This window comes from Kitasatospora sp. NPDC097691 (assembly GCF_040302665.1).
Taxonomy (GTDB): Bacteria; Actinomycetota; Actinomycetes; order Streptomycetales; family Streptomycetaceae; genus Kitasatospora.
Genome location: NZ_JBEORY010000072.1, coordinates 1 through 12,329, shown reverse-complemented (window position 1 = coordinate 12,329; position 12,329 = coordinate 1). Strand labels below are relative to the sequence as shown.

The window sequence follows — 12,329 nt, the reverse complement described above, 5'->3', positions numbered from 1 at the left end:
GGCGGCACCGGTTGGGTGCCGCCCCCGTGTCAGTCCTCGTCGTAGCGCGGGTCGATGGCGTCCGGCGAGAGCCCCAGCAGCTCGGCGACCTGCTCGATCAGGATCTCGTGCACCAGCGCCGCGCGGTCCTCCCGGGTCTTCGCCCGGATCTCCACCGGCCGCCGGTAGACCACGATCTGGCTCTTGCGCCCCTGCTTGCCCGGCGACACCCGCCCCAGCGGCACGCCGTCCTCGGCGTCGGCGCCGTCCGGCTCGTGCAGCGGCACCTCCTGGACGGCGAACTCCACCTCGATCAGTTGCGGCCAACGCCGCTCCAGCCGCTCCACCGACTCGCGCACGTAGTCGTCGAACAGTTCGGAACGGGTGAGCGAGATCGGCACCTGCGGCGGCGCCAGCGGGCCGCGCATCCCCCTGCCGTGCCGGTCGCGGTGCCGGGGGCGGCGCGCTGGGCCTGTCGATGACTGCGGTGCGGAGCTGTCCATATCACTGCCGAGAGTAGTCCTTGGACGGTCGGAAGTGGACCACTCCGGCGGGGAATCGCCCGGGGCGGCCGATACGCGTCCCCGGCGCTCGGAGGGCGACACGGCACACCCTCCGGGCAGGCGGTCTTCGCTCCCCGGCGGGGAGTGCGGTACCGTCCACCCTCGTGAGCTCTGTACGTCGTTGTTCGCGGACCGCGTGCGGCCGGCCGGCCGTCGCGACGCTGACGTACGTCTACGCGGACTCCACCGCCGTCCTCGGCCCGCTCGCCACCTACGCCGAGCCGCACTGCTACGACCTGTGCGCCGAGCACGCCGAGCGCCTCACCGCCCCGCGCGGCTGGGAAGTCGTCCGGCTCGCCGCCGAGGCCGGGCCGCTGCGCCGCAGCAGCGACGACCTGGAGGCCCTCGCCAACGCCGTGCGCGAGGCCGCCCGCCCACAGACCCCCCGTCAGGGCCGCGCGCCCGAGGGGGAGTCCACCGAGGGAAGCCGCCGCGGCCACCTCCGGGTGCTGCGCTCGCCCGACAACTGACGCCTCTCCCGGCACGGGGCGTTCGTCCGGCCCGGGTACGCTGCCGGTCTACCGCCACCGCGCCCGTCGACCGGACGGGCGGTGGCCGTACCGTGACCGACCAGTACAGAGACCAGGGTGGAGCCGCAGTGCGCGACCTCAAGCAGCTCGTGAAGGCGTACGACGTCCGAGGCGTCGTCCCGGACCAGTGGGACGAGAGCCTGTCCCGGGCCTTCGGTGCCGCGTTCGTGCAGGTCACCGGCGCGTCCGCGATCGTCGTCGGCCACGACATGCGCCCCTCCTCCCCGTCGCTCAGCCTGGCCTTCGCCGAGGGCGCCGCGGCCTACGGCGCCGACGTGGTGCAGATCGGGCTCTGCTCGACCGACCAGCTGTACTACGCCAGCGGCAAGCTCGACCTGCCCGGCGCGATGTTCACGGCCAGCCACAACCCGGCCCAGTACAACGGCATCAAGCTGTGCCGGGCCGGCGCCGCCCCGGTCGGTCAGGACACCGGCCTGTCCGAGATCCGCGAGCTGGTCGAGTCCTGGACCGCCGAGGACGACACCGTCACGATCCCGGCCAAGGACGTGAAGCCCGGCGCGCTCTCCGAGCAGGAGACCCTGCGCGGCTACGCCGACCACCTGCTGGGCCTGGTCGACCTCACCGCGATCCGCCCGCTCAAGGTCGCGGTGGACGCCGGCAACGGCATGGGCGGCCACACCGTGCCGACCGTCTTCGACGGCCTGCCGATCGAGCTCGTCCCGATGTACTTCGAGCTGGACGGCACCTTCCCGAACCACGAGGCCAACCCGCTCGACCCGAAGAACCTGGTCGACCTGCAGGCCAAGGTCCGCGAGGTCGGCGCCGACATCGGCCTGGCCTTCGACGGTGACGCCGACCGCTGCTTCGTCGTGGACGAGCGCGGCGAGCCGGTCTCCCCGTCCGCGATCACCGCCCTGGTCGCCGCCCGCGAGATCGCCCGCGCCCGGGCCGCCGGCGAGGCCGAGCCCACGATCATCCACAACCTGATCACCTCCTGGACCGTCCCCGAGGTGGTCCGCGAGCTGGGCGCCAAGCCGGTGCGCACCCGGGTCGGCCACTCCTTCATCAAGCAGGAGATGGCCGTCACCGACGCCGTCTTCGGCGGCGAGCACTCCGCGCACTACTACTTCCGCGACTTCTGGCGCGCCGACACCGGCATGCTGGCCGCGCTGCACGTGCTGGCCGCCCTCGGCGGCCAGCCGGGCACGCTGTCCGAGCTCACCGCCGAGTACGACCGCTACGCCGCCTCCGGCGAGATCAACAGCACCGTCGCCGACCAGGCCGCCAGCACGGTCGCCGTCCGTGCCGCCTACGCCGGCCTGGAGGGTACCGCGGTGGACGAGCTGGACGGCCTGACCGTGGCCGGCCCGGACTGGTGGTTCAACCTGCGTGCCTCCAACACCGAGCCGCTGCTGCGCCTGAACGTCGAGGCCAAGGACCCGGCGAAGATGGCCGAGCTGCGCGACGGCGTGCTCGCCATCGTCCGCGGCTGAGCGGACACACCGAGCGGACAGACCGAGCGGACGTGCCTGAGCGGGCGCGGCTGAGCGGACGCGCCTGACCACGGCGCGCGGTGCCCCGGCCGGTAGGGTTTCCTATCGGCCGGGGCACCTCCGCGCCACCACCGAACTTTGGAGAGCCCCCATGAAGCTCGAATCCTTCCTGCTGGAGATCCTGGTCTGCCCGCAGTGCCGGGCCGCGCTCGCCGAGGGCGGCACCGAGGAGCAGCCCGAGCTGGTCTGCACCGGCGCGGACTGCGGCCTCGCGTACCCGGTCCGCGACGGCATTCCGGTCCTCCTGGTGGACGAGGCCCGCCGCCCGGCCTGATCCTTGGGGGCGTAGCCCCACCCCGCCAGCCGCCCAGGACCGCAGCCGGAGGCCCGCCGCATGCTCGACGACACCCTGCTCGACGATCCGGCCGCCCTCCAGCGCGCCGACCAGGACCGCGCGCTGCTGGCCCTGGCCGGTGCCGGCGCCCGGGTCCGCACCGCGCTGCGCCAAGCCGACGCGGCCGGCCTCGACCGGCTGAGCCCGGACGGCCGCCCGCGGGCCGTCCTGGTCGCCGGGCACGGCAGCGCGCTGACCGCGGCCGGGATGCTGGCCGCGCTGGCCGGCACGGCGAGCCTGGTCGTCCCGCTGCCGCCGACCGAGGCGGCCGCCCCGCGCGCCGACCGGGCCGGTGCCCCGCCCGCCTTCACCGCCGGGCTCGGCTGGCAGCTGCCCGGCTGGGCCGGCCCGCTCGACCTGCTGGCGATCAGCTCCGCCGACGGCGGCGAGCAGGGCCTGGTCGCCCTCGCCGAACAGGCCTACGCGCGCGGCTGCGCGATCGTCGTCACCGCCCCGGCGGGCAGCGCGCTGGCCGAGGCCGCGCTGCAGGTGCGCGCGCTGCCGCTGCCGTACGTGACCTCGGTGCTGCCCGAGGACGGCCCGCCCGCCGCGGCCGCCGAGCCGGACCTCCCGGCCGAGGACCCGGCCGCGCTGTGGTCCCACCTCACCCCGCTGCTGGCGCTCGCCCAGAAGATCGGCATCACCCAGCTGCCGTACGACGCGCTGCCGGGCGTGGCCGACCTGCTGGACGCCACCGCCGTGCGCTGCCGCCCGGACGCCGCCGCGTACACCAACCCGGCGAAGGGCCTGGCAGCGCGGCTGGCCGGGACGGTTCCGCTGCTGTGGGCGGAGGGCCCGGTCGCCGGGGCGGCCGCCGCCCGCTTCGCCGCCCAGCTGGCCGACCGGGCCGGGCGGCCGGCGCTGGCCGGGGAGCTGCCGCAGGTGCTCACCGCCCACCGCGGCATGTTCACCGGCCAGTTGGGCGCGGGCGCGGACCCGGACGACTTCTTCCGCGACCGGGTCGAGGAGCCGGACCCGCTGCACCTGCAGGTCCTGCTGCTGCGGCACGCCCCGGGCACGGCCGGACCGCAGGGCGAGCAGGACGGCCCGGTCGAGGTGCCGGAGGAGGCCGCGGGCCCGCGCAGCTTCGGGGTGACCCGGGCGCACCGGCTGGCCGCCGCGCACGACGTCCGGCTGACCGAGTACGCCAGCGGCCGGCCGGACGCGCTGCACGGGCTGGCCGACCTGGTCGCGCTGACCGATTTCGCCGCCGTCTACCTGGGCCTGGCTGCCGCGCAGTCCTGAGACGGTCGAACGGGCCGGGCCGTCGGGCCGGTACGGTAAGCGATCGAGGACGCCGACCCGAACCCGTGAAGGACATTCAGGCATGAGCACCGAAGGCGGCACCAAGGCACTGGTGGCGGCGCTGTCCGCGAATCTGGCGATCGCGGCGGCCAAGTTCACCGCCTTCGGCTTCACCGGCTCCTCCTCGATGCTGGCCGAGGGCGTGCACTCGGTGGCCGACTCCGGCAACCAGGTGCTGCTGCTGGTCGGCAGCAAGCGGGCGCGCCGGGAAGCGGACGAGGAGCACCCCTTCGGGTACGGCCGCGAGCGCTACGTGTACGCCTTCCTGGTGGCGATCGTGCTGTTCAGTGTCGGCGGCCTGTTCGCGATCTACGAGGGCTGGCACAAGATCAACCACCCCGAGGCGCTGGACTCCTGGGTCTGGGCGGTCGGCGTGCTGGTCTTCGCGATCGCGATGGAGGGCTGGTCCTTCCTCACCGCGATGCGCGAGTCGGCGAAGCTCAAGGGCGGGCAGAACTGGATCCAGTTCATCCGCACCGCCAAGGCGCCGGAGCTGCCGGTCGTGCTGCTGGAGGACACCGGCGCGCTGATCGGCCTGGTGCTCGCGCTGTTCGGTGTCTCGCTCACGGTGATCACCGGTGACGGCGTCTGGGACGGCATCGGCACCCTGTGCATCGGCGTCCTGCTGGTGGTGATCGCCGTGGTGCTCGCCCTGGAGACCAAGTCGCTGCTGCTCGGCGAGTCCGCCGACAAGGACTCGGTGCGGCGGATCCGCGAGGCGCTGGTGGACGGCCGGTCGGTCACCGGGGTGATCCACATGCGGACCATGCACCTCGGCCCGGAGGAGCTGCTGATCGCCGCCAAGATCGCCGTCAACGCCGAGGACAGCGCCGCCCGGGTGGCGGAGGCGATCGACGCGGCGGAGGAGAGGGTCCGGGCCGCCGTCCCGATCGCGCGGGCGATCTACCTGGAGCCCGACGTCTACAGCGCCGAGAAGGCCGCGGCGGGCGAGGACCCGGCCGCCACGCCCGGCGGGCCGGGCCCGGAGGCCGCGCACTGACGGGCCGGGCCGGGGCTCGGGGCCCGGGTATCCGGAGGCCTCGCCGAGGTCCTGGGGCGGGGCTTGAGCCCCGGTCGGATCGGGGATCGAAATCGGTCATCGGCAGACGGCCCGTGGGGCCGTCGGTGTAGATTCGTCACCAGAGCCAGAACGTCGCTGCTGATGGCGGTCGATCGGCGGCCCGCGCCCGTAGGGTGTGCGCCGGTCGAGGGAGAGAGGTCCTCCGACGGTTTGTGCTGCGCAGGGAGCCGGTCCGCCACCGCGGGGATCCGGTGGCCCCGGCGCGGCCGTGCACCCGTACGGCCTGCCGCGCGCGACGCACATCCGGACCTTCGGCCCCACCCCCATCAGCGAGGAGCAGACGCATGTCGACCGACATCACCGGTGACTTCAAGGTCGCCGACCTTTCCCTGGCGCCGTTCGGCCGCAAGGAGATCCAGCTGGCCGAGCACGAGATGCCCGGCCTGATGGCGATCCGTGCGGAGTACGCCGAGTCGCAGCCGCTGGCCGGCGCCCGCATCACCGGCTCGCTGCACATGACGATCCAGACCGCCGTGCTGATCGAGACCCTGACGGCGCTCGGTGCCGAGGTCCGCTGGTGCTCCTGCAACATCTTCTCCACCCAGGACCACGCGGCCGCCGCCATCGCCGTCGGCCCGGAGGGCACCCCGGAGAACCCGCAGGGCGTGCCGGTCTTCGCCTGGAAGGGCGAGACCCTGGAGGAGTACTGGTGGTGCACCGAGCAGGCGCTGACCTGGCCTGACGGCAAGACCCCGAACATGATCCTGGACGACGGCGGCGACGCCACCCTGCTGATCCACAAGGGTGTCGAGTTCGAGAAGGCCGGTGCCGCGCCGGACCCGTCCACCGCGGACAACGACGAGTTCCGGATCATCCTGGAGCTGCTCAACCGCACCCTCAAGGACACCCCGAACAAGTGGACCGAGGTCGCCGCCACCATCAAGGGCGTGACCGAGGAGACCACCACCGGTGTCCACCGCCTGTACGAGATGCACCGTGACGGCCAGCTGCTGTTCCCGGCGATCAACGTCAACGACGCCGTCACCAAGTCGAAGTTCGACAACAAGTACGGCTGCCGCCACTCGCTGATCGACGGCATCAACCGCGCCACCGACGTGCTGATCGGCGGCAAGGTCGCCGTCGTCGCCGGCTACGGCGACGTGGGCAAGGGCTGCGCCGAGTCGCTGCGCGGCCAGGGCGCCCGCGTGATCATCACCGAGATCGACCCGATCTGCGCGCTGCAGGCGGCGATGGACGGCTACCAGGTCACCACCCTGGAGGACGTCGTCTCGATCGCGGACATCTTCATCACCACCACGGGCAACAAGGACATCATCCTTGCCTCGCACATGGAGAAGATGAAGCACCAGGCGATCGTCGGCAACATCGGCCACTTCGACAACGAGATCGACATCGCGGGCCTGGCGAAGCTGCCCGGCATCGTGAAGACCGAGGTCAAGCCGCAGGTCCACGAGTGGCGCTTCGCCGACGGCCACACCATCATCATGCTGTCCGAGGGCCGCCTGCTGAACCTGGGCAACGCGACCGGCCACCCGTCCTTCGTGATGTCCAACTCCTTCGCGAACCAGACGATCGCCCAGATCGAGCTGTTCACGAAGACCGAGCAGTACCCGATCGGCGTCTACGTGCTGCCGAAGCACCTGGACGAGAAGGTCGCCCGCCTGCACCTCGACGCGCTGGGCGTGAAGCTGACCACCCTGACCCAGGACCAGGCCGACTACATCGGCGTTCCGGTCGAGGGCCCGTACAAGGCGGAGCAGTACCGCTACTGATGCGGCGCCGCTGAGGCACGAACGCCGGTGGCCGGCATCCCCGCGCGGGGGTGCCGGCCACCGGCGTGTTCCGGTTCTGCGCAGCGCCGTTCCGGTCGTGCTCAGCGCAGGACGTCGGTCGTCCAGGTGCTCGCGTCCGGGCCGAGGGCCGTGGTGTGGGCGAGCAGCCAGGGGAGGCCGCCGAGCTGCGCCAGCGAGGGCGGCAGCTCGGCCCCGGCTCCGACGCACACCTGCACCCCGTTGTCGGCGGAGCACGGGCCGGTGATCGGCGACCCGTCCTTCCCGGTCGGCGATGCCGTTGACCCGGCGGCGGACGGCTTCACGGACAACCAGACGGTTTTGCCCTCCGCCTCCAGCATCAGCCACATGCTCCAGGGGACCTTGGCGTTCGCGTCCGGACGCGCCAGCTGGACGTTGGTGACCTTGAACGCCGCAGGCAGTCCGGTGATCCGCACCGGCAGCGGGACGTCCCACGTGCCGTACCGGACCCCGGCGGCCACCTTGTGCAGGACCTCCCGGGCGATGTCGGCGGGCCGGCCGTCGGTGCCCGCGAGCTCCGCCCAGCGGCCCGAGGGCGTCAGCCACCGCAGGGTGGGCTGGTGGTCGTACGGCGGCGCGTCGGAGACCACCCAGTAGGCGCTCCGGCCGTCGACCGGCTCGGCCTCCTCCGCCCGGACCGTGCTTCCGGGCGTCCCGGTCATCGAGGGCCGCGCCCCGGCCGGGTACAGCCTGAGCTGCAGCCGCGGGGCGTTCCCGCCCCGGCCGTTCGCCTCCAAATCGAACCCGTGGAAGGCGGATTGGTACCCGACACCGTTGTCGCCGTCGGCCCACTCCGGCAGCCAGCCGAACCGGAGCTCAGGGGTCAGCGGGTCGGCCCCGGCCCGGGTCGGTGCGGCGGTCGGTGACGGCACGGGCGTCGGGGGCGCGGTGGTGGCCACCGCGGGTGCGGCGGGCAGCACGGGTGCGGCGGTGCCGGGGCCCGGAAGCAGGAGGGCGCCGCCGGCCACCACCGCGGCCGTCGCGCCCGCGACGGTGCCGAGCACGGCCAGTCTGCGCCGGCGAAGCCGCGTCGCGCCCTCGGCCAGGGAGCGGCCGGCGTCGAAACCCGGAGGCGGTGCGGGTTCGTCGGCCAGGGCCGTCAGACGGTTGGTCAGGTCGTGGGGATCGGTGGTGGTCATGACATCCTCTCGGCGACGGCGGGACGGGCGGTGAGCTTGCTGCGGAGGGTGTCCAGCGCACGGGAGCTCTGGCTCTTGACGTTGCCGGAGGAGCAGCCGAGGGCCTCGGCGGCCTGCTCGATCGACAGGTCGCAGTAGTAGCGCAGCACCACCGTGGCCCGTTGACGGGGCGGAAGGGCGGCGAGTGCCCGGTGCAGGTCGAGGGCGGCGTCCAGGTCGGCACCGTCGGCCGCCGCGTCCGGATCGGTCCCGGAACGGACGGTGCGGCGCCACCACGGGGAGCGCTGCTCGGCCAGGAAGGTGTTCACCAGCACCCGGCGCGCGTAGCCGTCCCGGTTCTCCATCCGCGAGGCTCTCGCCCAGTTCACGTACAGCTTGGTGATCGTCTCCTGGACCAGGTCGTCGGCCCGGTGCCAGTCCCCGCACAGCAGATAGGCGACCTTCCGCAGCCAGCCGCTCCTGGAGGCCACGTACTCCGTGAACTCCGCGTCGCGCGTCTGCTTCGCCATCTGCACCCCCTCTCGTAGTGGCGGCGGCACCGGTTCGGTGCCGTCCACCCCCCTAATGCGCGGGCCACCGCAGAACGTTGCACGTGAGTCGGACGTGAGATGCGCACGTAGTCTTTCGGGCATGCCCAATGGCCGGTACTCGCTCCACGACACGCACGACCACGTCCTGCTCGGCGAGGAGCGCTTCAGCTGCGCTCCCGGGGCGGCCGGGTGGCGGTACGTCTCCAAGACCTACGCACCGGACGGCCGGGTGATCGGCGGCGTCGACCTCACGCTGGACTCGCGGGCCCGGCCGCTGCGGATGGAACTGCGGGCCGGGGGCTGGCAGGTGCGCGGCGGGGCGGTGGACGGCGTGGCCTGGGTGCGGACGGACGCGGCGGACCCGGGCGGCGAGCACGCGGTGGAGGGGCACGACCGGGCGCACGCCTTCACCGGCCGCTCGCCCGGCTTCCTGGTCGCCACCGCCCGGCTGCTGCGGCTGCGGGAGGGGGCGAGCGCGCGGGTGCGGCTGGTGGCGTTCACCGAGCCGGTCCTGGCGCCGCGCACCCTCGACCAGGGGTGGCTGCTGGAGGGCGTCGACACCCACGAGACGGACTCGGGGCCGCTGCTCGTCGAGCGGTACCAGGTCGCGGACCTGGAGACGGGGGAGCAGCAGGTCGTCCACCTGGCGGGGGACGTGGTGCTGGCGGCGGGCGGGATCGAGCTGGAGGAGCTGGAGTCGCAGCCGAACGCCTGGCGGGTGGGGGAGGACGAGGAGGAGTAGCGGGGCGCCGGGTCTGGCTGTGACTCGGGCCGGCGCGTGGCTCGCGCCGGCCTGTGGCTCGGTCGGCCTGCGGGCCAGGAGGGCCTGTGGGTCAGGAGGGCCTGTGGTCGGGAGGGCCTGTGCTCAGGAGGGCGGGGCGAAGCCGGTGCCGGCGGGGGGCTTGTCGAAGGACGGGGCCGTCGGTGCGACCGGGGCGGGCGCGGTCGGTGCAGCCGGGATGGGGGCGGTGGGCGCCGTTGCCGTGGGAGTGGGCGCCGTCGGTGCGGAGGCCGGCGGGGCGGGGGCCGTCGGAACGCCGAGGACCCGGTGCGGCCGGCCGTCGGCCGTGCCGGGCACCGGACCGGAGGCCGGGCGGGGCGCGGGCACCTGCGGGGGTATCGGTCCGGCCGCCCACAGCTGCTGCTGGGCGCGCGTCCACTCCCGCCGCTGGCGCTCGGTGAGCACCGCGCCGAGGTACGCCGCCGGGTGCAGCCCCGGGGGAACGGGGTGCCCGATCCGGGCGGACAGGTCCTCGGCCAGCCGGGCGGTCATCCGGTTCATCACCGACTGGTCCAACTGGCCGATCCGACTGAGGAGTTGGCGGACGGCGAGCCAGAGCGGCTCCGGAACGGCGGAGAAGTCCATCGCGATCAGCTCGGGGCCCATCGTCTGGAGCAGGTGCGGGTGCACCGGCGGCAGCGGGGTGGCGGAGCCGCCCGCGCCCGGGGTGCGCTCCCGGACGACCACCGTCCCGGCGAAGATGTCGCCGAGCCGCTTGCCCTCCGAGTTCACCGCCGAGGTGATCACGGCCGGGGAGCCGGACAGCGCGATCAGCTCGAAGAACCCGACCAGCCCTCGCACCAGCGAGTGCCGGAACCGCACCGGGCCGCCGTCGGTGCGCACCACCCGCAGGCCGAGCGCGGCCTTGCCGAGCGAGCGCCCGTGGCTGAAGGTCTCGACCATCACGGGGACGGCGACCAGGAAGAACACCGTCATGCCGATCATCGTGGCTGCCAGGGCAGCGCCGTCGAGGCCGACCAGCGCGACGCTCAGCAGCAGCGTGACCACCAGCAGGGCGGCGAACTCCACGAGCAGGTCGAGCACGATCGCCAGTGCCCGACTCGGAAGCTTCGCCGTCTGCAGGCCGAGGACGACCGCCTCACCCGTCACCAGGTCGCTCAAGACACCTGTCCGTTCACGCTCTTGGAGCCCGTACGGCTCGCCCATGGGGATCCGGGACCGCCGGGGGCGGCAGCGCTGTGGAGGGATTCGGTCCGGACCGGCCCCCCACGCCCCGCTCTCCGCAGTCTGATCCGCAGCCGCCAACATACGGGGCCCGGCGGGCGCACGGGAAGTGAGATCCCCGGGGGCGGCCGCCCGGGACGCTGCTGGCATGCTGGGCCGCACGTGTCCGTCCGTACCCGCCCGCGCACGCACGTCCGCGCCCACCGCCGATCATGGAGCCGCCGAATGGACCTGGACGTCTTCGTCGCCACCCACCAGGGGGAGTGGGCACGGCTGGACGCCCTCGCCCGCCGACGCCGGCTCACCGGTGAGGAGGCGGACGAACTGGTCACCCTCTACCAGCGCACCACCGGCCACCTCGCCAAGGTCCAGGCCGCCGCACCCGACCCGGCCCTGCTCAGCCGCCTGACCGGCCTGGTCTCGCGCGCCCGCAGCGCGGTGACCGGCTCCCGCACCAACGGGTGGCAGGACGTCGCCCGCTACTACACGGTGAGCTTCCCGGCCGCCCTCTACCGCGCGCGCCGCTGGTGGGTGCCGGTCGCGGTCCTCTCGCTGCTCGGCACCGCACTGCTCGCCTGGTGGATGGCCACCCACCCGGAGGTCCGAAACAGCCTCGCCACCCCCGACCGGCTGCGGGAACTGACCCGCCCCGGCGGACAGTACGAGGCCTACTACTCGGACCGGCCGGCCAGCTCCTTCGCCGCGCAGGTCTGGACGAACAACGCCTGGATCGCCGTGCAGTGCCTGCTCTACGGGATCGCGCTGGGCATCCCGGTGATCTACGTGATGTGGACCAACGTCGTGAACCTCGGCATCGGCGTCGGGCTGATGGCCTCCGCCGGGCGCCTCGACGTCTTCCTCGGTCTGCTCATCCCGCACGGCCTGCTGGAGCTGACCGCGGTCTTCGTCGCCGGCGGCCTCGGCCTGCGCCTGGGCTGGACCGTCATCGACCCCGGTCCGCGCACGCGTGCCGTGGCTCTGGCAGAACAGGGCCGCTCGATCATCGGGATGTCGATGGGCCTGGCCACGGTGCTGGCGGTCTCCGGCATCCTCGAAGCCTTCGTGACCCCGTCCGGCCTGCCCACCTGGGCACGAATCGCCATCGGTGTGCTGGCAGAGGTGGCCTTCCTCCTCTATGCGCTGGTCCTGGGCCGAAAGGCCGCGGAGGACGGCGAGTTCGGCGACGTGGATGCGGCCGATCGGGCGGATCTGCAGCCCGTCGCGGCCTGAGCAGAGTGATCACCACCCCTCTGAGCTGCTACTCTTCACTCATCTCGGCCAAACCATTGACGTGGTGGGGGTGGGCTAGTAGGTTTGAACGGTTGGGACTGACTGGACAACGGTCGGGCCCGGGCGTTAGTGTCTACGACACCGCCGAATCGAGGCGAGCGCGTTTCACGAAATGCGCGCCCTCCGACGAAGCAAATCCCACGGACTGAGCACACCGAATGCTTTGATAAGCTTCGGAGCGAAGTTTGCAGGAAATCCCGCCAGCGGGAATCGGATGAATGAAACTCCGGAAAACGGAGCGGAAAACATCTGGTAAGCTGGAAACACGAAAGAACGAAGCCCGGAGGGTCCGCTGGAAGGCGGTCCGAAGGAAGCGTCCGTTCCTT

At 73.0% G+C, this 12,329-nt stretch carries 12 protein-coding genes; 8 read left to right on the top strand and 4 right to left on the bottom strand.

Annotated features, from left to right (window positions below; translation table 11 throughout):
* Positions 1–29: 29 nt before the first annotated feature.
* Positions 30–482: a metallopeptidase family protein gene (locus tag ABTY56_RS33925; RefSeq protein WP_350520081.1), complete on the bottom strand. Its 453-nt coding sequence runs from the start codon at positions 480–482 to the stop codon at positions 30–32.
* A gap of 164 nt (positions 483–646) precedes the next feature.
* Here ABTY56_RS33925 and ABTY56_RS33920 point away from each other — a divergent pair, with 164 nt between their 5' ends.
* From ABTY56_RS33920 to ahcY, 6 genes are all read left to right on the top strand, one after another.
* The gene (locus tag ABTY56_RS33920) at positions 647–1,012 is read left to right on the top strand and encodes a DUF3499 domain-containing protein (protein ID WP_350520082.1); all 366 of its coding nucleotides are present in this window, start codon (positions 647–649) and stop codon (positions 1,010–1,012) included.
* 128 nt (positions 1,013–1,140) lie between these two features.
* On the top strand, positions 1,141–2,526 hold the full coding sequence (locus tag ABTY56_RS33915; protein WP_350633223.1) for a phosphomannomutase/phosphoglucomutase: 1,386 nt from the start codon (positions 1,141–1,143) through the stop codon (positions 2,524–2,526).
* Between the two features lie 151 nt (positions 2,527–2,677).
* Positions 2,678–2,860 carry a Trm112 family protein gene (locus ABTY56_RS33910; RefSeq protein WP_097237660.1) on the top strand — a complete coding sequence of 61 codons (183 nt, stop codon included), beginning with the start codon at positions 2,678–2,680 and terminating at the stop codon, positions 2,858–2,860.
* A gap of 60 nt (positions 2,861–2,920) precedes the next feature.
* Positions 2,921–4,165, top strand: a complete 1,245-nt coding sequence (locus ABTY56_RS33905; RefSeq protein ID WP_350633222.1) for an SIS domain-containing protein — start codon at positions 2,921–2,923, stop codon at positions 4,163–4,165.
* An 82-nt stretch (positions 4,166–4,247) separates the two neighbouring features.
* Complete coding sequence (locus tag ABTY56_RS33900) at positions 4,248–5,225, top strand: cation diffusion facilitator family transporter (RefSeq protein WP_350633221.1); 978 nt, start codon at positions 4,248–4,250, stop codon at positions 5,223–5,225.
* 365 nt (positions 5,226–5,590) lie between these two features.
* Positions 5,591–7,039, top strand: a complete 1,449-nt coding sequence (gene ahcY / locus ABTY56_RS33895; RefSeq protein WP_350633220.1) for an adenosylhomocysteinase — start codon at positions 5,591–5,593, stop codon at positions 7,037–7,039.
* 101 nt (positions 7,040–7,140) lie between these two features.
* Here ahcY and ABTY56_RS33890 read toward each other — a convergent pair whose 3' ends face one another.
* The gene (locus tag ABTY56_RS33890; protein WP_350633219.1) at positions 7,141–8,217 is read right to left on the bottom strand and encodes a hypothetical protein; all 1,077 of its coding nucleotides are present in this window, start codon (positions 8,215–8,217) and stop codon (positions 7,141–7,143) included.
* Positions 8,214–8,726, bottom strand: a complete 513-nt coding sequence (locus ABTY56_RS33885) for a SigE family RNA polymerase sigma factor (RefSeq protein ID WP_350633218.1) — start codon at positions 8,724–8,726, stop codon at positions 8,214–8,216. Before ABTY56_RS33885 ends, ABTY56_RS33890 begins: the two co-directional genes overlap by 4 nt.
* Positions 8,727–8,847: 121 nt before the next feature.
* Between ABTY56_RS33885 and ABTY56_RS33880 the strand changes: the two genes are divergently transcribed.
* On the top strand, positions 8,848–9,489 hold the full coding sequence (locus ABTY56_RS33880; protein WP_350633217.1) for a hypothetical protein: 642 nt from the start codon (positions 8,848–8,850) through the stop codon (positions 9,487–9,489).
* A gap of 123 nt (positions 9,490–9,612) precedes the next feature.
* Here ABTY56_RS33880 and ABTY56_RS33875 read toward each other — a convergent pair whose 3' ends face one another.
* Complete coding sequence (locus tag ABTY56_RS33875; RefSeq protein WP_350633216.1) at positions 9,613–10,650, bottom strand: RDD family protein; 1,038 nt, start codon at positions 10,648–10,650, stop codon at positions 9,613–9,615.
* Positions 10,651–10,938: 288 nt separating this feature from the next.
* On the opposite strand from ABTY56_RS33875, the gene ABTY56_RS33870 reads away from it, so the two are divergent.
* Positions 10,939–11,943 (top strand): stage II sporulation protein M, encoded by a 1,005-nt coding sequence (locus tag ABTY56_RS33870; RefSeq protein ID WP_350633215.1) that lies wholly within the window; start codon positions 10,939–10,941, stop codon positions 11,941–11,943.
* Positions 11,944–12,329: the final 386 nt, after the last annotated feature.